We start from the raw sequence: 23,348 nt of genomic DNA, 5'->3' as shown, positions 1-23,348 counted from the left end.
GGGAGGTTCGTCGTCAGCGGTCCGCCGATTTGTGAACGGACGCACAAGCGTGCGTCCATTGTGGCAAACGGTGGCCCCGGAAGGCGCTCAGGGTCTGCTCCGGGGGTCCGACCGAGGTCCGGTCGGGGTGGACTCGGGGTCCGGTCGGGGTCCGGTCGGGGTCGGCCTCCGCCTCCGGGCCCTGTCCCCTGACGTCGCCCGGCGGCTACCTTCACCACGTGGCGATGTTCCGACTGCAGGGCAGCAAGGTGCTCGCCGTCGACATGACCGGGGATGCCGTCAAGGCGAAGAACGGCTCGATGGTCGCGTACGACGGGCAGATGGCCTTCAAGAAACTGACGGGTGGCGGTGAGGGCCTGAGGGGGATGGTGACCCGGCGGCTCACCGGCGAGCAGATGACGCTGATGGAGGTGAGGGGGCAGGGGACCTGCTGGTTCGCGGACCGCGCGTCCGAGATCAACCTCGTGAGCCTGCGCGGCGAGAGACTGCACGTGGAGTCGAGCAACCTGCTGGCGACCGACAGCGGGCTGAGGACGGGCACGACCTTCACCGGGCTCCGCGGCGCCTCCCAGGGCAACGGCCTCTTCACGACGACCGTCGAGGGGCACGGCCAGGCGGCGATCATGTCGGACGGGCCGGCGGTGGTGCTGAAGGTGAGCGGGCGGTACCCGCTGACCGTCGACCCGGGGGCTTACGTCGCCCACCAGGGCGAACTGCGGCAGTCCTTCCAGTCCGGCGTGACCTTCCGCACACTCCTCGGGGAGGGCGGCGGCGAGGCGTTCCAGATCCGGTTCGAGGGGGAGGGCCTGGTGTACGTACAGCCGAGCGAGCGGAACACGATCGCGGGGGACCTCTGACATGGCCTTCCGCGAGATCAACTCGAAAATGGTGGAGGCCGCGGTCGTCCCCGGGCAGCGCCTGTTCAGTCAGCGCGGCGCGATGCTCGCGTACCGGGGCGAGGTGTCCTTCACCCCCAGCATCCAGGGCGGCCAGGGCGGGGTCATGTCGATGATCGGGCGCCGGGTCGCCGGTGAGGCGACGCCGCTGATGACCGTGGAGGGCAGCGGCACCGTGCTCTTCGGGCACGGCGGCCATCACGTGCAGGTCATCCACCTCGCGGGCGACACGCTGTATGTGGAGGCCGACCGCCTGCTCGCCTTCGAGGGCACGCTCCGGCAGGGCACGATGTTCCTGGGCGCTCAGGGCGGCGTCATGGGCATGGTCCGGGGGCAGGTCACCGGCCAGGGGCTGTTCACCACCACCCTCGACGGTCACGGCGCGGTCGCCGTGATGGCGCACGGCGGCGTCCTGGAGATCCCCATCACCCCTCAGCGGCCGGTCCACGTCGATCCGCAGGCCTACGTCGCCCACCACGGCGACGTACGCAACAAGCTCTCCACCGCCCTCGGCTGGCGGGACCTGGTGGGCCGCGGCTCCGGCGAGGCCTTCCAACTGGAGCTCAGCGGCAGCGGCGCGGTGTACGTCCAGGCCTCGGAGGAGAAGCTGTGAGCACCCCCTACGACCCCTCCGGCGCCGGCCCCAGGGTCCTCGACCCCGCAAGCTTGCCGGTCGACGACAACGTGAACGCGTACACCTTCTGCGTGGAGCTCAAGGGGAACCAGTGGTTCCTGCAGAAGGGGAAGATGATCGCCTACTACGGCTCCATCGATTTCAACGGCGTCGGGCACGGCCGACTGGACCGTCTCGTCCGCACGTCCTTCCATTCGCCACTGCACGCGAGCGACTGGGTGGTGGCCGAGGGCTCGGGCAAGATGCTGCTGGCCGACCGGGCCTTCGACGTGAACTCCTATGACCTGGACGAGGGCAACCTGACCATTCGCTCGGGCAATCTCCTCGCTTTTCAGCCAAGTCTCGCGCTCAAGCAATCGATCGTGCCGGGTTTTCTCACACTGATCGGAACCGGAAAGTTCGTGGCCGCATCAAACGGACCGGTGGTGTTCATGGAGCCACCGATCCGGGTGGATCCGCAGGCGCTCGTCGGCTGGGCCGACTGCCCCTCGCCCTGCCACCACTACGACCACGGCTACCTGACGGGCGTCATGGGCGGTCTACGTGCGATGACGGGCCTCGGCGGAGCCTCCGGCGAGGAGCATCAGTTCGAGTTCGCCGGCGCCGGGACGGTGCTGCTGCAGTCGACCGAGACCCTGATGGCCGAGCAGGCCACGGGTGCGGTCCCGCGGCAGGCGGGGGTACCCGGCGCAGAAGGGGCGCACAGTACACAAGGACCGCAGTCGGGGGTACCGCGCCTTCCCGGACAGCTGGGAGACCTCCAGCGTCGCTTCGGGCTGTGAGCGGTAGTCTGCGGAGTGTGACGTCGAACGCGTGCGCACCGTCACACCATCCCGATTAGTTCGCCTTTCAACTTCTTAGGTAGACTTCATTCATGGAGACCGAGACGGCCACGCGCTGGCTGACCGATGCGGAGCAGTGCGCCTGGCGCACCCACCTGGAGGTCAACAGGCTGTTGACGTACCAGCTCGAAAAGGACCTGCAGCCGTTCGGCCTGACAATGAACGACTACGAGATCCTGGTGAACCTGTCCGAGTCGGAGGATCTGCGGATGCGAATGAGCGATCTCGCGTCCGCCACCCTCCAGTCCAAGAGCCGGCTCTCGCACCAGATCACCCGCATGGAGAACGCCGACCTGGTGCGCCGCGAGAACTGCGAGTCCGACCGCCGCGGGCTCTACGCGGTGCTCACCGAGCACGGTATGGAGACCATGCAGAAGGTCGCACCGCACCACGTGGCGTCCGTGCGCCGGCACTTCATCGATCTCCTCTCCCCGGACTCCCTGGCGGAGCTCGACAAGGCCCTGAAGCCCATCGCGGACCACCTGCGGGCCCAACGCGGCCGGCCCTGACCGGCCCTCCCGACCAGTGCTGTGACCGCGCACCGGCCCGGTGTCACAGCCGGGCACGGCGCTGACGGCGGGCCCGCGCAACCGCCGGTGCCGCGGGCCCGGTCCGGGTCGGGCCCGGGCAGGGAGGTGCGGCTCCAGGTGGTCGACGGGGGCGCGCAGTCACACATCCGGTCGCGGCTCCGCGCTCCGATGCGCCGCGGCGAAGCGCCTCGCGGACGCCGTGCGGCACCCTTGACGTCCGGGCCGGGGACAGCACCCCGAGCCGCGGCTGGACGCCCCGGGGCACGGCCCCGGACCCCGCGACCGGCACCGACCGTGTTCGGCGGGCGCTCCCCCGCCCCCGAACGCCGCCGCCCGCGGCCACCGAGGTGGCCGCGGGCGGGCACGGATCGCGGGGTCGAGCGCGGGTCAGGACTCCGTCAGGCCCGCCACCAGCTCGTCCGCCGCACGATAGGGGTCGAGGTCACCGTTGACGATCCGCTCGGCCAGCGTGCTGAGGCGGCGATCGCCGTGCAGGTCGCCGATGCGCTCCCGCAGCGCCGTGACGGCGATGGTCTCCACCTCTCGGGCGGCGCGGGCGAGCCGCCGTTCGGCCAGCACCCCGCGCTCCTCCATCCAGGCGCGGTGCTTCTCCAGCGCCTCCACCACCTCGTCGACGCCCTCGCCGCGGGCCGCCACCGTCTTCACGATCGGTGGCCGCCAGTCGCCCGGGCCGCGGGACTCCCCGAGGCCGAGCATGTGGTTCAGCTCGCGGGCGGTGGCGTCGGCACCGTCCCGGTCGGCCTTGTTGACGACGTACACGTCGCCGATCTCCAGGATGCCCGCCTTGGCCGCCTGGATGCCGTCCCCCATGCCCGGGGCGAGCAGCACCATGCTCGTGTCCGCCTGGGAGGCGATCTCCACCTCCGACTGGCCCACGCCGACCGTCTCCACCAGGATCACGTCGCACCCCGCCGCGTCCAGCACGCGGATCGCCTGCGGGGCTGCCCACGCGAGGCCGCCCAGGTGGCCGCGGGTGGCCATGGAGCGGATGTAGACGCCCGGATCCGAGGCGTGGTCCGACATGCGCACCCGGTCGCCGAGCAGGGCGCCGCCCGAGAAGGGCGACGACGGGTCGACGGCGAGGACGCCGACCCGTTTGCCCTGCTTGCGGTACGCCGTCACCAGCGCGGACGTCGATGTCGACTTGCCGACGCCGGGCGAGCCGGTCAGGCCGACCACGTACGCATGGCCGGTCAGCGGGGCCAGCGCCGCCATGACCTCCCTGAGCTGCGGAGACGCCCCCTCCACCAGGGAGATGAGCCGGGCCACGGCCCGCGGCCGGCCTTCCCTGGCCTGGGCCACCAGCATGGAGACGTCCTGCATCACAGCTCCGTTCCGAGTTGTTGTGAACCGGGGTTCGGGCCGCGGATCACCACGTCCCGAACCGGGGGGTCAGGCCTTGGGGACCCGCACGATCAGCGCGTCGCCCTGCCCGCCGCCACCGCACAGCGCGGCGGCGCCGACACCGCCGCCGCGGCGCTTCAGCTCCAGCGCCAGGTGCAGCACGAGGCGGGCACCGGACATGCCGATGGGGTGGCCCAGGGCGATGGCACCGCCGTTGACGTTCACCATTTCTGTGGACACGCCCAGGTCCTTCATTGACTGCACGGCAACCGCGGCGAAGGCCTCGTTGATCTCGACGAGGTCGAGGTCCTCCACGCCCAGGCCCTCCTTCTTCAGGGCGTGCTGGATGGCGTTCGACGGCTGCGACTGCAAAGAGTTGTCCGGGCCGGCCACGTTGCCGTGGGCGCCGATCTCGGCGATCCAGTCCAGGCCCAGCTCCTCCGCCTTGGCCTTGCTCATCACCACCACGGCCGCAGCGCCGTCGGAGATCTGCGAGCTGGAGCCCGCCGTGATCGTGCCGTCCTTGGCGAAGGCCGGGCGCAGCTTGCCCAGCGACTCCGCCGTGGTGTCGCCGCGGATGCCCTCGTCCTTGCTGAACAGGACCGGGTCGCCCTTGCGCTGCGGAATCTCGATCGGGGTGATCTCGGCCTCGAAGACGCCGTTCTTCTGCGCGGCGGCTGCCCGCTGGTGGGACAGGGCGGCGATCTCGTCCTGCTCGGCGCGGCCGAGGCCGAGGCGCGTGTTGTGCTTCTCCGTGGACTCGCCCATGGCGATGCCCTCGAAGGAGTCGGTCAGGCCGTCGTGGGCCATCGCGTCGAGCATCTGCACCGCGCCGTACTTGAAGCCCTCGCGGGACTTCGGCAGCAGGTGCGGGGCGTTGGTCATGGACTCCTGGCCGCCGGCCACGACGATGTCGAACTCGCCGGCGCGGATCAGCTGGTCCGCCAGCGCGATCGCGTCGAGGCCGGACAGGCACACCTTGTTGATGGTCAGCGCGGGCACGCTCATCGGGATGCCGGCCTTGACCGCGGCCTGGCGGGCCGGGATCTGGCCCGCGCCGGCCTGGAGCACCTGGCCCATGATCACGTACTGCACCTGGTCGCCGCCGATGCCCGCGCGGTCGAGGGCGGCCTTGATCGCGAAGCCACCGAGGTCGGCTCCGGAGAAGGACTTGAGAGAGCCCAGCAGTCGTCCCATGGGCGTGCGCGCGCCCGCGACGATCACCGAACTGTTCGTTGCAGTTGCCATGAGCTGCGATCCCCTTACCGGCCTGCACAGCCGAGGAGTGAACGAGGGTTTACTTCGAATGTACTGAGTGGCACTCCGTGCCGTCACCGGCCCGTCGGTGTGATCGCGCGCACGTTGCGTAACCATGCCGGGAGCGCTGCACTGACAGCATGCTGACGCGAATCGACCACATCGGGATCGCCTGCCACGACCTCGACGCCACCGTCGAGTTCTACCGGGCCACCTACGGCTTCGAGGTTTTCCACACCGAGGTCAACGAGGAGCAGGGCGTGCGGGAGGCCATGCTCAAGATCAACGAGACCTCCGACGGCGGCGCCTCCTACCTCCAGCTCCTGGAACCCACCCGCGAGGACTCCACCGTCGCCAAGTGGCTCGCCAAGAACGGCGAGGGTGTGCACCACATCGCCTTCGGTACGGCGGATGTCGACGGTGACGCGGCCGCCGTACGCGACAAGGGCGTACGCGTTCTGTACGACGAGCCCCGACGCGGCTCGATGGGATCACGGATCACCTTCCTGCATCCCAAGGACTGCCACGGTGTCCTCACCGAACTGGTCACTTCGGCGCCCGTTGAGTCACCGGAGCACTGACCCTCGTACATAAGGGCCGGTAGGGTTGGGTGCGGTCGCCGCCCAACCCGGTGGTGACCGCATTCCGGGGTCCAGGTTTCGGGGAGGGAGCGCCGGGTCAGCAGCCCGTGCTCCGTCGCTGATCTGTCACCATTTCCCCGGGGGCCCCGTTCGGCGGATGGACGGAGCTCGTTGGAGAGACTTGCGACCAGGGGACGGATGGGACCGCGCAGTGCGGGGCTACGAGAGCCAGGAGCGGGAGCCGGCGGCTGACGTCGACCACCTCACTCGGTTCGAAGCCGAGATGAAGCGGCTGAAGACCGAGCGGGAAAAGGCGATCCAGCACGCCGAGGACCTCGGCTACCAGGTCGAGGTGCTGCGTGCCAAGCTGCACGAGGCACGGCGCACCATCATGTCCCGGCCTGCGTTCGACGGGTCGGACCTCGGCTACCAGGCGGAGCAGCTGCTCCGCAACGCGCAGACGCAGGCCGACCAACTGCGTGCGGACGCCGAGCGCGAGCTGAGCCAGGCACGGGCGCAGACCCAGCGGATCCTCCAGGAGCACGCCGAGCAGGCTGCGCGGCTCCAGGCCGAGCTGCATCAGGAGGCGGTCACCCGCCGCCAGCAGCTGGACCAGGAGCTCGCCGAGCGCCGGGCGACCGTGGAGTCGCACGTCAACGAGAACGTGGCGTGGGCCGAACAGCTGCGCGCCCGTACCGAGCAGCAGGCCCGCCGCCTGCTGGAGGAGTCCCGCGCCGACGTCGACCAGGCGATGTCCGCCGCCCGCGCGGAGGCCGAGCGGCTGACCTCCGAGGCCCGCCGGCGCCTGGAGAGCGAGGCGGAGGCCGCACGCGCGGAGGCCGAGCAGTTGCTGCGGCGGGCCCGCGCCGACGCCGAACGGCTGCTGAACGCCGCCTCCACGCAGGCCCAGGAGGCCACCGACCACGCCGAGCAGGTACGCAGCTCGACCGCCACCGAGTCGGAGGACGCCCGCCGCCGGGCCCAGGAGCTCAGCCGGGGCGCCGAGCAGCGCATGGCCGAGGCCGAGGAGGCGCTGCGCAAGGCGCAGTCCGAGGCCGACAAGGTCCTCACCGAGGCCAAGGACGCCGCCGCGAAGACCCTCGCGGGCGCCGAGACGGCCAACGAGACCCGCACGCGTACGGCGAAGGAGCAGGTCGCCCGGCTGGTCAGCGAGGCCACCAAGGAGGCCGAGGGGGCCAGGGCCGAGGCCGAGCAGGTCGTCGCCGACGCCCGTGCCGAGGCCGAGAAGATCGTCGCCGAGGCCTCGGAGAAGGCCCGCACGATCACCGCCGAGGAGTCCGCCACCCAGCTGTCGAAGGCGGCCAGGACGGCGGAGGACGTCCTGAACAAGGCGTCCGAGGAGGCCCGGAGCACCACCCGGGCCGCCGCCGAGGAGGCCGAGCGGATCCGCACCGAGGCGGAGGCGGAGGCGGACCGGCTGCGGGCCGAGGCGCACGACATCGCCGAGCAGCTCAAGGGCGCGGCGAAGGACGACACCAAGGAGTACCGCGCCAAGACGGTCGAGCTGCAGGAGGAGGCCCGCAGGCTGCGCGGCGAGGCCGAGCAGTTGCGTGCCGACGCGGTCGCCGAGGGCGAGAAGATCCGCGCCGAGGCCCGCAAGGAGGCCGTCGCGCAGATCGAGGAGGGGGCCCGGTCCGCCGAGGAGCTGCTGTCGAAGGCGAAGGCCGATGCCGACGAACTGCGGCAGACCGCCACCACGGACAGCGAGAAGGTCCGCACCGAGGCCATCGAGCGGGCGACCTCGCTGCGCCGGCAGGCCGAGGAGACCCTGGAGCGCACCCGCAAGGAGGCCGAGCGGCTGCGCACCGAGGCCGCCGAGGAGGCCGACGGAGTCAGGGCCGACGCCGAGCGGGCCGCGCGGGAACTGCGCGAGGACGCCGAGCGTGCCGTCGCCGCCCGGCAGTCCGAGGCCCAGCAGGAGCTGACCCGGCTGGCCGCCGAGGCCGAGCAGCGGCTCGCGGACGCCGAGCAGGCGCTGACCGAGGCCCGCGAGGAGGCCGAGCGGATCCGCCGCGAGGCCGCCGAGGAGGCCGAGCGACTGCGGACGGAGTCGGCGGAGCGCGTCCGCACGCTCCAGCAGCAGGCCGAGGAGGAGGCCGAGCGGCTGCGCACCGAGGCCGCTTCGGACGCCGCCGCGTCCCGCGCCGAGGGCGAGTCCGTCGCGCTGCGGCTCACCTCCGAGGCCGCGAGCGAGGCGGAGCGGCTGAAGTCGGAGGCTCAGGAGAGCGCCGACCGGGTGCGGGCGGAGGCGCAGGCCGCCGCGGAACGGCTCGCCGCCGAGGCGTCCGAGACACTGGCCGCCGCGCAGGAGGAGGCCACCCGGCGTCGCCGCGAGGCGGAGGAACTCCTCGGCGCCGCCCGGCAGGAGGCCGACCAGGAGCGCGAGCGGGCCCGCGAGCAGAGCGAGGACCTGCTGGCCAGCGCCCGCAAGCGGGTCGAGGACGCGCAGGCCGAAGCGGTCCGTCTGGTGGAGGAGGCCGACCGGCGCGCGGACGAGATGGTCTCCGCGGCCGAGCAGCACGCACAGCAGGTCCGCGATTCCGTGGCCGGACTGCACGAGCAGGCCCAGGAGGAGATCACCGGACTGCGCTCGGCCGCCGAGGTGGCGGCGGAGCGCACCCGCCGGGAGGCCGAGGAGGAGGCGGACCGGGTCCGCGCCGACGCCTACGCCGAGCGGGAGCGGGCCAGCGAGGACGCCGGCCGGGTGCGGCGCGAGGCGCAGGAGGCGGCGGAGGCCGCCGAGGCCCTCGCCGACCGCACGACGAGGGAGGCCCTCGCGGAGGCCGAGCGGCTGCGCGCGGACGCCTCCGAGCACGCGCAGCGGCTGCGCACGGAGGCCTCGGACACGCTGGCGCAGGCCGACCAGGACGCGGCCCGCACCCGGGCGGACGCCCGCGAGGACGCCAACCGCATCCGCTCCGACGCCGCGGCCCAGGCCGACACCCTCATCACCGAGGCCCGCAACGAAGCCGAACGCCTCACCACCGAGACCGTCGAGGAGACCGACCGGCTGCGCACCGAGACGGCCGCCGAGGCCGACCGCGTCCGCACGGAGGCGCTGGAGGAGGCCGGCCGGCTGCGCACGGAGGCCTCGGACACGCGCGCTCAGGCCGACCAGGACGCGGCCCGCACCCGGGCGGACGCCCGCGAGGACGCCAACCGCATCCGCTCCGACGCCGCGGCCCAGGCCGACACCCTCATCACCGAGGCCCGCAACGAAGCCGAACGCCTCACCACCGAGACCGTCGACGAGGCCGACCGGCTGCGCACCGAGTCCGTCGCCCAGGCCGAGCAGCTCGTCGCGGACGCCACCGACGAAGCGGAGCGGCTGCGCGCCGAGGCCGCCGAGACGGTCGGGTCCGCCCGGCAGCACGCCGAGCGGGTGCGTACCGAGGCGGAGCGGGTCAGGACGGACGCGGCGCAGGAGGCCGAGCGGGTGGTCTCGGCCGCCCGCGCGGAGGCCGAGCGCATCCTGGACGAGGTCCGCAAGGACGCCAACAAGCGGCGCAGCGAGGCGGCCGAGCAGGTCGACACGCTCATCACGGAGACCACCGCGGAGGTCGACAAACTGCTGGCGGAGGCCCAGGAGCAGGCACTGAAGACGACCGCGGACGCGGAGTCGCAGGCGGACACGATGGTCGGCGCGGCCCGCAAGGAGGCCGACCGGATCGTCTCCGAGGCGACCGTCGAGGGCAACGCGCGGGTGGAGAAGGCCCGCACGGACGCGGACGAGCTGCTCGTCGGCGCCCGCCGGGACGCCACGCAGACAAGGGAGCGCGCGGAGGAGCTGCGCAACCGCATCACCTCCGAGATCGAGGACCTGCACGAGCGGGCCCGCCGCGAGTCCGCCGAGACGATGAAGTCGACCGGCGACCGCTGCGACGCGCTGATCAAGTCGGCGGAGGAACAGCTGGCCAAGGCGCAGGCGAAGTCCAAGGAGATCGTCTCGGAGGCCAACTCGGAGGCGGGCAAGGTCCGCATCGCCGCCGTGAAGAAGGCCGAGGGCCTGCTGAAGGAGGCCGAGCAGAAGAAGGCGCGGCTCGTCAAGGAGGCCGAGGAGCTGAAGGCCGAGGCGGTCCGCGAGGCCCGCCGCACGGTCGAGGAGGGCAAGCGCGAGCTGGAGGTCCTGGTGCGCCGCCGCGAGGACGTCCAGGCGGAGATCTCCCGTGTCCAGGACGTGCTGGAGGCGTTGGAGTCCTTCGAGGCGCCGGGTGCGGGCAAGGACGGTGGCGTCAAGGCCGGCGCCACGGTCGGAGCCCCTCGTTCGGGTGGCAAGTCGTCAGACGGCTAGCCAACCGGACGGGTTCGGGTGTGTTCTGAGACCTTTGTCCCGGTCTTTGGCAAGCCCTGTGCCGCTTAGCCACTCAAAAGGGGTGTCATTCTCCAGATCAAACACGCATCCGCTCGATGACACACCGCTTCGGCGCCTAGGATTCCACCTATCACCTCACCGGTCTCTTTCGACAGGAACCCCATGAGCGACACTTCCCCCTACGGCTTCGAGCTTGTGCGGCGTGGGTACGACCGCGCTCAGGTGGACGAACGGATCTCCAAGCTCGTCTCCGACCGTGACAGCGCTCTCGCCCGCATCACCGCTCTGGAAAAGCGCATCGAGGAGCTGCACCTCGAGACGCAGAACGCGCAGGCGGCGGTCACCGACGCCGAACCGTCCTACGCCGGTCTCGGCGCCCGCGTCGAGAAGATCCTGCGCCTGGCCGAGGAAGAGGCCAAGGATCTGCGCGAGGAGGCGCGCCGCGCGGCCGAGCAGCACCGTGAGCTCGCCGAGTCGGCGGCCCAGCAGGTGCGCAACGACGCCGAGACGTTCGCCGCGGACCGCAAGGCCAAGGCGGAGGACGAGGGCGTCCGCATCGTCGAGAAGGCGAAGAGCGAGGCCTCCCAGCTGCGCGCCGAGGCGCAGAAGGACGCGCAGTCCAAGCGGGAGGAGGCCGACGCGCTCTTCGAGGAGACCCGCGCCAAGGCCGCCCAGGCCGCCGCCGACTTCGAGACGAACCTGGCCAAGCGCCGCGAGCAGTCCGAGCGCGACCTCGCCTCCCGGCAGGCCAAGGCCGAGAAGCGCCTCGCCGAGATCGAGCACCGCGCGGAGCAGCTGCGGCTGGAGGCCGAGAAGCTGCGCACCGACGCCGAGCGCCGCGCCCGCCAGACGGTGGAGACGGCTCAGCGCCAGGCCGAGGACATCGTGGCCGACGCCAACGCCAAGGCCGACCGCATCCGCTCGGAATCCGAGCGCGAGCTGGCCGCCCTGACGAACCGCCGCGACTCCATCAACGCCCAGCTGACGAACGTCCGCGAGATGCTCGCCACGCTCACGGGTGCCGCGGTGGCCGCCGCCGGCGCGCCGGCCACGGACGACGAGCCGATCTCCCGCGGGGTTCCGGCGCAGCAGTCCCGGTAGGTCCGGACGTCCGGTTGCCCGGCATGACGGGCAACCGGTGCGCACCGAACCTGCGGTGCATCATCGGGGTGTTTCGGACGAACAACGCACGAAGCCCTCTGCCCAGCGGTGGCAGAGGGCTTCGGTGCGTTCTAGCGTGGCCTGCATGATCGAGCTGGAGGGGCTGACCAAGCGCTACGGCGGGAAACTCGCCGTCGACAACCTCACCTTCACCGTCAGACCGGGTGTGGTCACGGGCTTCCTGGGTCCCAACGGCGCGGGCAAGTCCACGACGATGCGGATGATGCTGGGGCTCGACCGGCCCACCGCCGGCGACGTGCGCATCGACGGCAGGCACTACGACCGGCTGACGGACCCGCTGAAGTACATCGGGGCCCTGCTGGACGCCAAAGCGGTGCACGGCGGCCGCAGCGCCCACAACCATCTGCTGTGCCTCGCGCAGAGCAACGGCATCCCCGCCCGGCGGGTGCACGAAGTGCTGGACGCCGTCGGACTCACCGCGGTCGCCCGCAAGAAGGCCAAGGGTTTCTCGTACGGCATGGGGCAGCGGCTCGGCATCGCCGCCGCCCTGCTGGGCGACCCGCAGATCCTGATGTTCGACGAGCCGGTCAACGGCCTCGACCCCGAGGGCATCCACTGGATCCGCCATCTGATGAAGTCGCTCGCCGCGCAGGGCCGTACCGTGTTCGTCTCCTCGCACCTGATGAGCGAGATGGCGCTCACCGCCGACCACCTCGTCGTCATCGGCCAGGGCAGGCTGCTGGCCGACACCTCGATGGCCGGGTTCATCGCCCAGAACTCGCGGTCCTACGTGCGCATCCGCACCCCGCAGCGCGAGCGGCTGCTGGACGTGCTGCACGAGGCCGGCATCACGGCCGTCGAGAGCGGCAGCGGGGTGCTGGAGATCGACGGCGGCAAGCCCGAGCGGATCGGCGAGCTGGCGGCGCAGCACCACATCGTGCTGCACGAGCTGAGCCCGCAGCAGGCCTCCCTCGAGGAAGCGTTCATGCAGCTGACCGCGGAGTCGGTCGAGTACCACGCCCACACCGACACCCCGGCCCGCCCCTGGGGCGCGGACTGGCAGAAGGGGGACTGAGCCGTGGCGGCGACCCAGGTCATCCGTTCCGAGTGGACCAAGATCCGGTCGGTGGCGTCCACGGTGTGGACGCTGTCGCTGGCCGTCGTGGTGACGCTGGCCCTGAGCATGCTGATCTCGGCGCTGTCGGCGAACGAGTTCGACAAGCTGAACGCGCAGGACAGGTCCGACTTCGACCCGACTTTCATCAGCTTCGCCGGGATGACTCTCGGCCAGCTCGCGATGATCGTGTTCGGAGTGCTCGTCGTCTCGAACGAGTACAGCTCGGGCATGATCCGCACCTCGCTGGCCGCCGTCCCCCAGCGCGGCACCTTCCTGTTCAGCAAGGTCGCGGTCGCCACGGGCCTCGCCCTCGTCGTCGGCATGGCGACCAGCTTCGCCGCGTTCTTCCTCGGGCAGGCCATGCTCGGGGAGCACCGCGCGCAGCTGGGCGACACCGGGGTGCTGCGCGCGGTCGTCGGCGGCGGCCTCTACATGACGCTGATCGCGATGTTCTCCATGGGCGTGGCCGCGATGCTGCGCTCCCCCATGCTCGGCCTCGGCATCCTGATGCCGTTCTTCTTCCTGATCTCCAACATCCTCGGCAACGTCGACGCCACCAGGAAGGTCGGCCGCTTCCTGCCCGACCAGGCCGGCAGCCGGATCATGCAGGTGGTCACCCCCGTGGGCGACGACACCCCGTACGGCCCCTGGGGCGGACTGGGCATCATGGCGCTGTGGGTGATCGCGGCGCTCGGCGGCGGCTACGCGCTGCTGAAGCGGCGGGACGCGTGATGCGGCAGGGATCGGCCGGATCACGCTTTTACCTCCTCTTGAGCGGAACCGTCAGCGCCTGGATATCCTCCTAACCCTTACGGGGGCGTGTGCCCCGCTGTCCTGATCCTTCCGATGGGTGCGGAGCATGATCGAAGCAGTCGGCCTGACCAAGCGCTACGGCGACAAGACCGCTGTGTACAACCTGTCCTTCCAGGTGCGGCCCGGTGCGGTCACCGGCTTCCTGGGCCCCAACGGCTCGGGCAAGTCCACGACCATGCGGATGATCCTGGGGCTCGACAACCCGACCGCGGGAACGGTGACGATCGGCGGCCATCCCTACCGGCGGCTGCCGAACGCCCCCCGCCAGGTGGGGGCCCTGCTGGACGCCAAGGCGGTGCACGGCGGGCGGTCCGCGCGCAACCACCTGCTGAGCCTGGCGCAACTCTCGGGCATCCCGGCCCGCCGGGTGGACGAGGTGCTCGGCGTGGTCGGCCTGCAGGACGTGGCGAAGAAGCGGTCCAAGGGCTTCTCCCTCGGCATGGGGCAGCGCCTGGGCATCGCCGCGGCGCTGCTCGGCGACCCGCAGGTGCTGCTGTTCGACGAGCCGGTCAACGGGCTGGACCCCGAGGGCATCCTCTGGGTGCGGAACCTGATGAAGGCGCTGGCGGCGGAGGGGCGTACCGTCTTCGTCTCCTCCCACCTGATGAGCGAGATGGCGCTGACCGCCGACCATCTGATCGTCATCGGCCGCGGACAGCTGCTGGCGGACATGAGCATCACGGACTTCATCTCCGCGAACTCCGCGGACTTCGCGCGCGTCCGCACGCCGGACAGCGACCCGCAGTTGCGGGAGAAGCTGTCGTCCGCGCTGACCGAGGCGGGCGGCCGGGTGCTGCCGGAGCAGGACGGCGCCCTGCGCATCATGGGTCTGCCGCTGCCCCGGATCTCCGACATCGCGCACGACGCCGGCGTACGGCTGTGGGAGCTGTCCCCGCACCAGGCCTCGCTGGAGGAGGCGTACATGCGGATGACGCAGGGGGCGGTCGACTACCGCTCGACGATCGACCAGAAGAGCGGTCTCCAGCAGCCGCTGCCGCCCGGCGCCCAGCCGCCGATGCCGGTTCCGGGACAGGGCCAGCCCGGCTGGTACGCCCCGCCGCCGCCCCAGGCGGGCGGGCAGCCGCCCACCGTGCCGCAGGGCCCCTACGGCGCGCCGGCGGGCGCGTCGCCCGCGGGACCCGCCGCGGGACAGCCGAACCCGTACGCGCAGGCTCCCGCAGCCCCGCAGCAGCCGGCCGCGCCCGCGCCGGCGGCCCCGCCCGCGGGCGGGGCGCCCGCCCCCGCCCCGCAGACCGCCCCGCAGCCCGCCGCCGAACCGAAGTCCGAGGACGCCCGATGAGCACGCCCCAGTCCCCCATGCCGCAGGCCGCGCCGCCGAACTGGCAGGCGGCGGCCGGACCGTCGCACCCCGGCTACACCTCGCCGATCCCCGTGGTGCGCACGCACCTCGGGCATGCTCTCGCCTCCGAGTGGACGAAGATCCGCTCGGTGCGCTCCACGATGTGGACGCTGGGCGTGTTCGTGCTGCTGGTCGTCGGGATCGGGCTGCTGGCCGGCGCGGCGATCGCCGCCAACGCCTCCGACGGTGATCTGAACGGCGAGAACCCGCTGTCCTTCGGCTTCTTCGGGCTGCTGCTGGGCAGCATGTGCGTCATCACGCTCGGCGTGCTGACCACGGCCTCGGAGTACGGCACGGGCATGATCAGGACCACGATGGTGGCCTGCCCGTCGCGCGGGCGGGTGCTCACCGCGAAGGCGATCGTGTTCTTCGCGGTGGCCTTCGTGGTGACGCTGGTGTCCGCGTCGCTCGTCGCCGTCGCCCAGGTGGGCATGCTCGACGGCGCCCGAGAGCCGTCCGGTGCGGAGTGGTTCAAGGGCACCGTCGGGGTGTCCCTCTACATCGCCCTGCTGGGGCTGCTCTCGCTCGTCGTCGGCTCGATCATCCGGCACTCGGCCGGCGCCATCACCATCATGATCGGACTGGTGCTGGCCCCGCTGGTGATCGCGCTGTTCATGTTCTCGGAATCGCTGTCGGACCTGCGCCAGGCGCTGTTCGAGTACTCGATCCCGAACCAGCTGAGCGTCTTCTACTCCAACTCGCTCACCGATTCAGGCCCGTCCGGCTGGGACCCGCTGTGGATCGCCCTCGGGGTGACGGCGGTGGCCTTCGCCGGTGCCTACGCGCTGCTGCAGAAGCGGGACGTCTGAGGGACGGACCAGGGCGTGTCCCAGTGCCGCGGCAGGCGGCGTTCGCCCGTTGAGGAGCGGCGTCCGGTGCGTGCTCTCGGTGTGCCGGCCGGAAGCCCTCGTACTGGGCGTACTCGGCCTTCCGGCCGGTGCGGCGGGTGGGGGCACCGCCCGCGCCCTCGGGGCAGCGAGGGAGCGTGCCGGGCGTCGCGGCGGGGCGAACGTTGCCTGCCGCGGCACTAGAATCTCGGGGCCTGACGGGACCGCTGCACCCGCGTGGTGCGGCGGTCCCGTGCGTTCCAGCACGCCTTGTGCCAGTGCCGGCGTTCGTCGACGCCGGAGTGCTCGGGCCAGGCCACGACGTGCGGGACGCCGTCCGGAATCAGCTGGTCGCAGCCGGGGCACCGGTAGGACTTGCCCTGGGCGCTCGCGCCGGCCACATGCCGCACACTCCATTCCTCGCCCTGCCACTGCACCGAGGACTGCCAGCCGCCGTAGCGTCCGGAGCGGTCCTCCTCGGCGCTCCGGCCCGATCCGTCGGAGCCCTTGGGACGGTTGCGGCGCGGGGACACGGAACACCTCACGGAGCTGAAGGGGAGCAGGGGCCGTATCCAGCGTACGCGGCCCGGCACCGGGTACGCGTAGGGGACCAAACCCCACAAGTCCCCCTGCGGGAAAGTCCGTTCCCGGAGCATTCTCCAGACAATCGGCAAATTACTCCGTCAGGCCGTGTCCTCGGCACGTGTCGGACGGTTATGCCGGGTGGGGGAGCTCCGTGTCGGAGCCAGGAAGCAGGAAAAGCGCATGCGTGTTGGAAGTTTTGTGTTGGCGGCCCAGTTCCCCGGCCAGGGCCATGGGGAGGCTCTGCACCGCGCGGTCCGCTCCGCCGAGGTCGCCGAGGAGGCCGGGCTCGACGCCGTCTGGCTGGCCGAGCACCATTTCGTACCGTACGGCACCTGCCCGTCGGCGATCACTCTGGCCGCTCTGCTGCTGGGCCGCACCCGGCGCATCCGGGTCGGCACGGCGGTGTCCGTGCTGCCGGCCCAGCACCCGGTCGCGGTCGGCGAGCAGGCGGCCCTGCTGCATCTGACGAGCGGCGGGCGGTTCTCGCTCGGTGTCGGACGCGGCGGGCCCTGGGTGGACCTGGAGGTGTTCGGCGCGGGCCTGTCCGCGTACGAGGAGGGGTTCCCCGAATCACTCGATCTGCTGATGCGGTGGCTCGGCGAACCGTCGGTGGGGGCCGACGGCGAGCGGTTCCGATTCCGGGAGGTCCCCGTCGTGCCGCGCCCGTCGGAGTCGCTGACGGACACCGCGGGTCCGGAGGTGGTCCTGGCGTGCACGTCCCCGGCGAGCGTGCGGCTGGCCGCGGAGCGCGGGCTGCCGATGCTGCTCGGGATGCACGTCGGGGACGAGGAGAAGGCGGAGATGATCGCGCTGTGGCGGTACCGGGCGCGCGAGGCCGGGCGCCCCGAGGACGAGATCCGCGCGGCGGCGCACGTCTCCGCGGGTGTCTGCCAGATCGCGGACCGGCGCACGGACGCCGTGGAGACTTTGACGAAGGCAATGCCGGGTTGGCTGAAACAGGGGCTCGACGCGCATGTCACGGTCGACGGCCGCGCCCGGATGATGCGCGACCCGCTGGCGTACACCGAGCTGCTCTGCGGGCTGCATCCCGTGGGCACCCCCCGGTTGTGCGCCGACCGCCTCTCGGCGACGAGCGAGCGCACCGGCATCTCCCGCTTCGCCCTCGTGGTGGAGGGGTCGGGAGACCTCGCGGCGACGGAGGAGAACGTGCGGCGGCTGGGCGCCGAGGTCCTGCCGCACCTGAGCTGAACACCCCCGCCACACGGAGGGCTTGCCGCTCCAGTACTGATTGCACCTCCCGCGTACGGAGCGGCAAGCATGCGGCTCGCTGCTCAGCAGTCCCGGAGTTCCGGAGACTGGTTGAGCAACTGGCTGCGGATCGAGGTGAAGCGCGCCAGCGTCCCGTCGACCGAGTCGTCCAGCGGGAACACCGCCACGCGGTGGCAGTTCTGGAAAGCCAGTCGCACACCGAAGTGCCGCTGGAGCGCACCGCGGATCGCGTCACTCGCGAGCGCACGCAACAACTGACCGCGCGCCTGCTCGTCCGGCGGGGGCGTCTGGTTGTCGGCGAACTCACCGCCGTCCACCTTCAGCTGTGCCACCAGGGAGCTGACCATCTCCCACGCATAGGGCAGGGAGGTCCGGACGCAGTCGACGAAGTCAGCTTCGTCGACCTCGCCTCGCTCGGCCTGTTCGAGTAGGGCCGGTGAGACGTCGAGCGACATGGGTTCTCCTCTCGCACCCCCGCACAGCAGGGGTTGCCGGACAGGGAAAGGGAGTTCGCCATGCACAGACACCGGACACGCTGAGTGCATGCATCGCGACCTCCCGTTCCTACGGTAGGCAACGGACCGTGACGGCACCAGGAGAATGCCGACAAAGAGACTTGCTGTTGTGCATACAATCGGCCACGTCGGAACGCGTGCTTTCCAGGATCAAGGGGACGGCCCGCAGGGCCTTTGCCCGGGGTTCCGGCGGGCGGCGGGTGGGCGAATCGCGTGACGGTGGGCCCTTCGAGTAGCGTTGCCGACCATGCGTCTCGTCATCGCCCGGTGCTCCGTCGACTACGCGGGCCGGCTCACCGCCCACCTCCCCTCCGCCCCCCGTCTGATCCTGGTGAAGGCGGACGGCAGCGTCTCCGTCCACGCGGACGACCGGGCCTACAAGCCCCTGAACTGGATGTCGCCGCCGTGCACGCTCAAGGAGGGCTCCGGCGAGGACGCGGGTGTCTGGACCGTCGTCAACAAGGCGGGCGAGAAGCTCATCATCACGATGGAGGAGATCCTCCACGACTCCAGCCACGAACTCGGCGTCGATCCCGGCCTGATCAAGGACGGCGTGGAAGCGCACCTCCAGGAACTGCTCGCCGACCGCATCGAGACGCTCGGCGAGGGCTACACCCTGATCCGCCGCGAATACATGACCGCCATCGGCCCCGTCGACATCCTGTGCCGGGACGCCGAGGGGCAGACGGTCGCCGTGGAGATCAAGCGGCGCGGTGAGATCGACGGTGTGGAACAGCTCACCCGCTACCTGGAACTGCTCAACCGCGACCCGCATCTGGCACCGGTGCGGGGCGTCTTCGCCGCGCAGGAGATCAAGCCGCAGGCCCGCGTCCTGGCCACCGACCGCGGCATCGGCTGCCAGGTCCTGGACTACGACGCGCTGCGCGGCATCGTGGACGACAAGCTGCGCCTGTTCTGAGCAGGCGGTTCGTCCCGCCCTCGTGCGGCACGGCATCCCGGAGCACAGGGCCGGGTCCGCGGAAGCGGGCCCGGCCTTTTCGTGCCGTGCGCGGCGTGCGGGTTGGTCAGATCACCGACTCGGTGCTGCTCGGGCTCCCCGCCTCACCGGTCTGCGGGGCGCTCGCCGAGTCGGCCGTCTGCACCGGGGAGGAGGAGGCGGGCAGCCCGCTCGCGGCGTCCGGGGTGGTGCTCGGGGAGCCGGTCGGGCTCCCCCCGGTTCCCGTGGGCGAGCCCGAGGGGCTCGTCTCGGTCGAGGTCGTCGGCGACGTCGGCGCCCACGTCGAGGACGGCGAGGTGGTGGGGCTCGTCACCGACGCGGACGGGGACGTCGTCGGCGAGGCGGAGGGGCCGCCGGATCCCCGCGTCCCGCTGGGCCGGGGAGCCTTTCCGGTGCTGCTCGGCGTCGGGTCGTCGGACGTGCCCAGCGTGCCGTCGGGGCCCGGGTTCGAGGGGCGGGCGGTGGCGGAGCCGGTGTCGCCGTCCTCGGCGTCGCCCTCCGGGGTGTCGGCGCCGAGGCTGCCGCCGTCCACGCCCTGGCTGGCCGACGGGTTGACGCCGACCTGCTCGGAGGGGGTGGTGGCGTCGTTGCTGGAGGTGGCGCCGAGCGTCACCACCGTGCCCAGCACGGCGACGAGCAGCGCGCCCGCACCGGCGGCCACGAGGTTGCGCCGGGCCAGACCCCGGATGCCGCCCCCGTCCTTGGGCACGGGTGAAAAGCCGGGGACCTGGTGGGTGACCAGGGGGGATGCCTCGATGCCCGGACGCGCCAGAGCCGGGAAGGCCGCGGGAACGCCACCGGGCGGTGAGGCCGACTCGTCGCGCCGGGCGTCGGACACCTCCTCGCCCGCCGTCGCGCCGGCCGTGCTCCCGGCCGGCAGACCGGGCAGGTCGCCCGCCCGGTCGGCGACCAGGGCGAGGGCGCGGCGGCCGGAGACGGTGCCGCGCTTGTCGGAGAGGGCGCCGCGCAGGCCGATGGAGGCCTCCAGTTCGGCGCGGGCCCGGTCGAGCTGTCCGCCGCACAGCGCGAGGATGCCCAGCTCGTGGTGGAAGTAGGCCTGTTCGGCGACCTCGCCGGCGAGCCGGGAGGCCTCGGTGCCGGAGCGCAGCGCGCGCTCCCAGGCACCCCAGTGCAGTCCGGCGGCGAAGGCGGGCGCGGCGGTGCGGGCCAGCCGTACGGCGAGGCTCTCCTGCTCCTCGTCGTCCGCGGCGTCCTCGCTCGACGGCCTGGTGAGCGGCACCAGGACGCCCAGCGCGGCGAGCACGGCGTCGGCCTCGGCGCACACCCGCTCGGGGGTGACCGAGGGGTGCCCGGTCCACCAGGCGTAGTGCCGGGCCGCGTTGCGGGCGTGCTCCTCGACGTCGTCGGCGTAGTCGGCGGCCTCCAGCTGGGCCGGCACGCCGGCGGCGAGCCGGTAGCGGGGGCCGACGGGTGAGACCAGCCCACAGCCGGCGAGTTCACCGAGGGCGGCGTCGGCGTGGGTGTCGCCGATCAGCGCGGGCAGGTGCGCCTGGTGGGGCACCTCGCCGCCGAGGGCGACGGCGATCCGCAGGGTGGCGCGGGCGGAGGAGCTCAGCCGGGAGGCGAGCAGCGGCGCCGGGGCGGCGGCCTCCCCGAGGGAGGGCAGGGGTATGTCGTCCTCGTCGCCGGCGGCCAGGACGGGCTCGTCGGTGGGCGGGGCGTCCTCGAAGACGCCGAACTCGTCGACGGCGTCGGCGCCGGCACGCAGCCGGTCGCGCTGGCGCAGCAGGGCTCCGGCCTGGACGAAGCGCAGCGGCAGCCCCTCGGACTCGAACCACAGGTCGCCCGCCCAGTTGGACTCGTCCTCGGTGAGGACGCGGTCGAGGGAGCGCTCGATGAGTTCGATGCCGCCGGCGCGGTCGAGACCGTCGAGGGTGACCTCTTCCACGGCGGAGTCGGCGGACGGGGCGGGGACGTCGGGGGTCGCGGAGATCAGGAAGGCGCACTCGGGGGTGGCGTCCAGCAGTTCCTCCAGCGCGCTGCCGCCGAACTCGACGTCGTCGACGACGACGACCGCGCCGATCTCGCCCACACAGGCGAGCAGTTCGTCCCGGTCCGGGCGGTATCGGGGCGCACGGTACACGGCGTGGAAGAGGTCGTGCAGCAGTTCGCCCGGGGTGCGGTGGAAGCCGGTCAGACGGACGACGCCGTCGGGGGCGAGGTCGGTGCAGTCGTCGGCGACGAGGTCGAGGAGGCTGGTGCGGCCGGAGCCGCCCGGGCCGGTCAGGCGGACGGAACGCCCCCGGGCGAGCAGCCGCACCAGGTGCTCCCGCTCGTCCTGGCGGCCGATCAGCCCGAGCGCCGGCCGGGTCGGACCGGCCGGTACCGGCGGCCTGGTGGCGCGGGCGGACTCGGCGCGCTGCGCCGGGGTGAGCTTCTCGGGGCGGCCGGGCCGCTCGGTTCCCTGTTCCCGGCCGGACTCGGCCGGCACGGCGCTCCCCTGCGGGGACTGCTCTATCTCACTGCCGTCGACGGGGTTGACGGTGAGCTGGAAGTCGCCGGAGACGAGCTGCACCGTGCGGGCGGGCGCAGGTGCCGTGTGTGGAGCGAAGTCGGGTGCGAGGGGGTCTCTGGCCGGGCGCGGGCGCGACGAGTGGCCTGCCCCGGTCTCGAAGTCGCCGGACCGGGAGGTGTCCCGGGCGTCGTGGCCGTGCTCCTCGGGTCCCCGGTTGTTCGGGTCCATAGGTCTCAAGCCCCCAAAAGCGTCGTGTGGCGGTAGCCCCTCCCGGCCTTGCTGCACACTGCGCTGTCGCTTCTGGTCCGGTGCCCGGTCGAGGGTTGCGGGCGGCGGGCAGTCGAACCGTAAACCTTCGCTCAGTATCTACGACAGCCCGGGGTACCGCGCCGTCCGAGACATCACGGTCTCGTGAGGATTGGGTGCGTGGCACGTTTCGCCGGAAGCCGCCGGAGTGCGCCGTCACACGCGGGGGAGGGACTCCACGGCGAGGCCGCCCTCGATCGCCAGGATGCGGTGCAGCCGCGTCGCCACCAGCAGCCGCTGCATCTGCGGGGGCACGCCGCGCAGCACGAGGCGCCGTCCGCAGCGGCCGGCCCGCCGGTGGACGCCCATGATCACCCCGAGTCCGGTGGCGTCCCAGGAGTCCAGTTCGGACAGGTCCAGCACCAGGTCGCCGACTCCGTCGTCGACGGCCGAGTGCAGGACCGTACGGGCGTCCGCCGCGCTGCGGACGTCGAGGCGGCCCCCGACGACCAGCTCGGCGTGGTCGCCCCTGATGTGCATATGCGCTCCCCGAGAGTGCGTGGCGTACTCCATGACGGTGGCTGTGCAACCTCTGACTGCATCGACGGCAGTCGGGTTGCTACCTGTAAGCGAACCGATACCGAATTCACCCCGAAGGGTGATCTGGTGTGGCGGGCGCCCGTTTCGGCACCCGGCCAGGACCCGGTGCCGCGGTGGATCAGTACGTGTAGAAGCCCTGCCCGCTCTTGCGTCCGATGTCACCGGCATCAACCATCCGGCGCATCAGCTCGGGCGGGGCGAACTTCTCGTCCTGGGTCTCGGTGTAGATGTTGCCGGTGGCGTGCAGCAGGATGTCGACACCCGTGAGGTCGGCGGTGGCCAGCGGCCCCATGGCATGACCGAAGCCCAGCTTGCAGGCGAGGTCGATGTCCTCGGCGGTCGCGACGCCCGACTCGTACAGCTTGGTGGCCTCGACGACGAGGGCGGAGATGAGACGGGTCGTCACGAAGCCGGCGACGTCGCGATTAACGACGATGCAGGTCTTGCCGACGGACTCGGCGAACTCGCGGGCGGCGGCGAGGGTTTCGTCACTGGTCTTGTGTCCGCGGACGAGCTCGACGAGCTGCATCATCGGCACCGGGGAGAAGAAGTGCACGCCGACGACCCGCTCGGGGCGCCCGGTGACCGCCGCGATCTTGGTGATGGGGATGGCGGAGGTGTTGGAGGCGAGGACGGCGTCGTCCTTGACGAGCTTGTCGAGCGCGCGGAAGATCTCGTGCTTGACGTCGAGCTTCTCGAAGACGGCCTCGACGACGACGTCCGCGTCGGCCGCGGCCTCCAGTTCGGTGGTGGCGGTGATGCGGCCGAGGGCCGCCTCGGCGTCCTGCGCCGCCAGCTTGCCTTTGCTCACGAACTTGTCGTACGACGCCTTGATGCCGTCGGTACCGCGCCGGAGCGCCTCGTCGGTGACATCGCGCAGGACGACGTCCCAGCCCGCCTGCGCGGACACCTGGGCGATGCCGGAACCCATGAGGCCGGCGCCGATGACGGCGAGCTTCCGTGCCACTTCCACTCCCCTGATGGACGAATGCTGAACGAAGGAAGGAGCGCGCCGACCCGCGGTCGCCCTGCGCTCTCGGGCGGACACTAGCGGCCGTGAG

At 71.9% G+C, this 23,348-nt stretch carries 20 protein-coding genes; 13 read left to right on the top strand and 7 right to left on the bottom strand.

Annotated elements, in window-relative coordinates; translation table 11 throughout:
- Window positions 1-224: 224 nt before the first annotated feature.
- The 4 genes from JS756_RS27465 to JS756_RS27450 all read left to right on the top strand — a co-directional run bounded on the left by JS756_RS27465 (window position 225) and on the right by JS756_RS27450 (window position 2,881).
- Entirely contained in the window at window positions 225-857 is a 633-nt protein-coding gene (locus JS756_RS27465; RefSeq protein ID WP_205385950.1) for an AIM24 family protein, read from the top strand.
- 1 nt (window position 858) lies between these two features.
- The gene (locus JS756_RS27460) at window positions 859-1,509 is read left to right on the top strand and encodes an AIM24 family protein (RefSeq protein ID WP_205385912.1); all 651 of its coding nucleotides are present in this window, start codon (window positions 859-861) and stop codon (window positions 1,507-1,509) included.
- Window positions 1,506-2,312, top strand: a complete 807-nt coding sequence (locus tag JS756_RS27455; RefSeq protein ID WP_205385911.1) for an AIM24 family protein — start codon at window positions 1,506-1,508, stop codon at window positions 2,310-2,312. The genes JS756_RS27460 and JS756_RS27455 overlap by 4 nt, the downstream gene beginning before the upstream one ends.
- A 92-nt stretch (window positions 2,313-2,404) precedes the next feature.
- Complete coding sequence (locus JS756_RS27450; RefSeq protein WP_205385910.1) at window positions 2,405-2,881, top strand: MarR family winged helix-turn-helix transcriptional regulator; 477 nt, start codon at window positions 2,405-2,407, stop codon at window positions 2,879-2,881.
- Window positions 2,882-3,289: 408 nt separating this feature from the next.
- On the opposite strand, the gene meaB is transcribed toward JS756_RS27450, so the two are convergent.
- Both meaB and JS756_RS27440 read right to left on the bottom strand, forming a co-directional pair.
- On the bottom strand, window positions 3,290-4,246 hold the full coding sequence (gene meaB / locus JS756_RS27445; RefSeq protein ID WP_205385909.1) for a methylmalonyl Co-A mutase-associated GTPase MeaB: 957 nt from the start codon (window positions 4,244-4,246) through the stop codon (window positions 3,290-3,292).
- Window positions 4,247-4,315: 69 nt separating this feature from the next.
- Complete coding sequence (locus JS756_RS27440; protein ID WP_205385908.1) at window positions 4,316-5,515, bottom strand: acetyl-CoA C-acetyltransferase; 1,200 nt, start codon at window positions 5,513-5,515, stop codon at window positions 4,316-4,318.
- A 149-nt stretch (window positions 5,516-5,664) separates the two neighbouring features.
- Between JS756_RS27440 and mce the strand changes: the two genes are divergently transcribed.
- From mce to JS756_RS27405, 7 genes are all read left to right on the top strand, one after another.
- Complete coding sequence (gene mce / locus JS756_RS27435; protein ID WP_205385907.1) at window positions 5,665-6,105, top strand: methylmalonyl-CoA epimerase; 441 nt, start codon at window positions 5,665-5,667, stop codon at window positions 6,103-6,105.
- A 211-nt stretch (window positions 6,106-6,316) separates the two neighbouring features.
- Entirely contained in the window at window positions 6,317-10,417 is a 4,101-nt protein-coding gene (gene scy, locus JS756_RS27430; protein WP_205385906.1) for a polarized growth protein Scy, read from the top strand.
- A 183-nt stretch (window positions 10,418-10,600) separates the two neighbouring features.
- Window positions 10,601-11,539 (top strand): coiled-coil domain-containing protein, encoded by a 939-nt coding sequence (locus JS756_RS27425; protein ID WP_205385905.1) that lies wholly within the window; start codon window positions 10,601-10,603, stop codon window positions 11,537-11,539.
- A 145-nt stretch (window positions 11,540-11,684) separates the two neighbouring features.
- Complete coding sequence (locus JS756_RS27420; RefSeq protein ID WP_205385904.1) at window positions 11,685-12,635, top strand: ABC transporter ATP-binding protein; 951 nt, start codon at window positions 11,685-11,687, stop codon at window positions 12,633-12,635.
- A gap of 3 nt (window positions 12,636-12,638) precedes the next feature.
- The gene (locus JS756_RS27415) at window positions 12,639-13,409 is read left to right on the top strand and encodes an ABC transporter permease (protein ID WP_205385903.1); all 771 of its coding nucleotides are present in this window, start codon (window positions 12,639-12,641) and stop codon (window positions 13,407-13,409) included.
- Between the two features lie 127 nt (window positions 13,410-13,536).
- Entirely contained in the window at window positions 13,537-14,790 is a 1,254-nt protein-coding gene (locus tag JS756_RS27410) for an ABC transporter ATP-binding protein (protein ID WP_205385902.1), read from the top strand.
- Window positions 14,787-15,659 carry an ABC transporter permease gene (locus JS756_RS27405; protein WP_205385901.1) on the top strand — a complete coding sequence of 291 codons (873 nt, stop codon included), beginning with the start codon at window positions 14,787-14,789 and terminating at the stop codon, window positions 15,657-15,659. Before JS756_RS27410 ends, JS756_RS27405 begins: the two co-directional genes overlap by 4 nt.
- Window positions 15,660-15,877: 218 nt before the next feature.
- On the opposite strand, the gene JS756_RS27400 is transcribed toward JS756_RS27405, so the two are convergent.
- Window positions 15,878-16,210, bottom strand: a complete 333-nt coding sequence (locus tag JS756_RS27400; protein ID WP_205385900.1) for an Rv1322 family protein — start codon at window positions 16,208-16,210, stop codon at window positions 15,878-15,880.
- A gap of 232 nt (window positions 16,211-16,442) precedes the next feature.
- Here JS756_RS27400 and JS756_RS27395 point away from each other — a divergent pair, with 232 nt between their 5' ends.
- The gene (locus tag JS756_RS27395) at window positions 16,443-17,471 is read left to right on the top strand and encodes an LLM class flavin-dependent oxidoreductase (protein ID WP_205385899.1); all 1,029 of its coding nucleotides are present in this window, start codon (window positions 16,443-16,445) and stop codon (window positions 17,469-17,471) included.
- 83 nt (window positions 17,472-17,554) lie between these two features.
- Here JS756_RS27395 and JS756_RS27390 read toward each other — a convergent pair whose 3' ends face one another.
- Entirely contained in the window at window positions 17,555-17,947 is a 393-nt protein-coding gene (locus JS756_RS27390) for an SCO5389 family protein (RefSeq protein WP_205385898.1), read from the bottom strand.
- A 307-nt stretch (window positions 17,948-18,254) separates the two neighbouring features.
- On the opposite strand from JS756_RS27390, the gene nucS reads away from it, so the two are divergent.
- On the top strand, window positions 18,255-18,926 hold the full coding sequence (nucS, locus tag JS756_RS27385; protein WP_205385897.1) for an endonuclease NucS: 672 nt from the start codon (window positions 18,255-18,257) through the stop codon (window positions 18,924-18,926).
- Window positions 18,927-19,032: 106 nt separating this feature from the next.
- Here nucS and JS756_RS27380 read toward each other — a convergent pair whose 3' ends face one another.
- The 3 genes from JS756_RS27380 to JS756_RS27370 form a co-directional block, all read right to left on the bottom strand.
- Window positions 19,033-21,669: an ATP-binding protein gene (locus tag JS756_RS27380; RefSeq protein WP_205385896.1), complete on the bottom strand. Its 2,637-nt coding sequence runs from the start codon at window positions 21,667-21,669 to the stop codon at window positions 19,033-19,035.
- Between the two features lie 234 nt (window positions 21,670-21,903).
- Entirely contained in the window at window positions 21,904-22,227 is a 324-nt protein-coding gene (locus JS756_RS27375) for an STAS domain-containing protein (protein WP_205385895.1), read from the bottom strand.
- 178 nt (window positions 22,228-22,405) lie between these two features.
- Window positions 22,406-23,254 carry a 3-hydroxyacyl-CoA dehydrogenase family protein gene (locus tag JS756_RS27370; protein WP_205385894.1) on the bottom strand — a complete coding sequence of 283 codons (849 nt, stop codon included), beginning with the start codon at window positions 23,252-23,254 and terminating at the stop codon, window positions 22,406-22,408.
- Window positions 23,255-23,348: the final 94 nt, after the last annotated feature.

It is taken from the genome of Streptomyces actuosus (genome assembly GCF_016921115.1).
Classification (GTDB): Bacteria; Actinomycetota; Actinomycetes; order Streptomycetales; family Streptomycetaceae; genus Streptomyces; species Streptomyces actuosus_A.
This window is presented reverse-complemented; position numbering and strand designations above follow the sequence as displayed.

What these genes read in the sequence shown, in the direction of transcription:
- JS756_RS27465 (WP_205385950.1), top strand. Translation starts at nt 225, where the DNA reads ATGTTCCGACTGCAGGGCAGCAAGGTGCTCGCCGTCGACATGACCGGG.
- JS756_RS27460 (WP_205385912.1), top strand. Translation starts at nt 859, where the DNA reads ATGGCCTTCCGCGAGATCAACTCGAAAATGGTGGAGGCCGCGGTCGTC.
- JS756_RS27450 (WP_205385910.1), top strand. Translation starts at nt 2,405, where the DNA reads ATGGAGACCGAGACGGCCACGCGCTGGCTGACCGATGCGGAGCAGTGC.
- meaB (WP_205385909.1), bottom strand. Translation starts at nt 4,246, where the DNA reads ATGCAGGACGTCTCCATGCTGGTGGCCCAGGCCAGGGAAGGCCGGCCG.
- JS756_RS27440 (WP_205385908.1), bottom strand. Translation starts at nt 5,515, where the DNA reads ATGGCAACTGCAACGAACAGTTCGGTGATCGTCGCGGGCGCGCGCACG.
- mce (WP_205385907.1), top strand. Translation starts at nt 5,665, where the DNA reads ATGCTGACGCGAATCGACCACATCGGGATCGCCTGCCACGACCTCGAC.
- JS756_RS27425 (WP_205385905.1), top strand. Translation starts at nt 10,601, where the DNA reads ATGAGCGACACTTCCCCCTACGGCTTCGAGCTTGTGCGGCGTGGGTAC.
- JS756_RS27420 (WP_205385904.1), top strand. Translation starts at nt 11,685, where the DNA reads ATGATCGAGCTGGAGGGGCTGACCAAGCGCTACGGCGGGAAACTCGCC.
- JS756_RS27410 (WP_205385902.1), top strand. Translation starts at nt 13,537, where the DNA reads ATGATCGAAGCAGTCGGCCTGACCAAGCGCTACGGCGACAAGACCGCT.
- JS756_RS27405 (WP_205385901.1), top strand. Translation starts at nt 14,787, where the DNA reads ATGAGCACGCCCCAGTCCCCCATGCCGCAGGCCGCGCCGCCGAACTGG.
- JS756_RS27395 (WP_205385899.1), top strand. Translation starts at nt 16,443, where the DNA reads ATGCGTGTTGGAAGTTTTGTGTTGGCGGCCCAGTTCCCCGGCCAGGGC.
- JS756_RS27390 (WP_205385898.1), bottom strand. Translation starts at nt 17,947, where the DNA reads ATGTCGCTCGACGTCTCACCGGCCCTACTCGAACAGGCCGAGCGAGGC.
- nucS (WP_205385897.1), top strand. Translation starts at nt 18,255, where the DNA reads ATGCGTCTCGTCATCGCCCGGTGCTCCGTCGACTACGCGGGCCGGCTC.
- JS756_RS27380 (WP_205385896.1), bottom strand. Translation starts at nt 21,669, where the DNA reads ATGGACCCGAACAACCGGGGACCCGAGGAGCACGGCCACGACGCCCGG.
- JS756_RS27375 (WP_205385895.1), bottom strand. Translation starts at nt 22,227, where the DNA reads ATGCACATCAGGGGCGACCACGCCGAGCTGGTCGTCGGGGGCCGCCTC.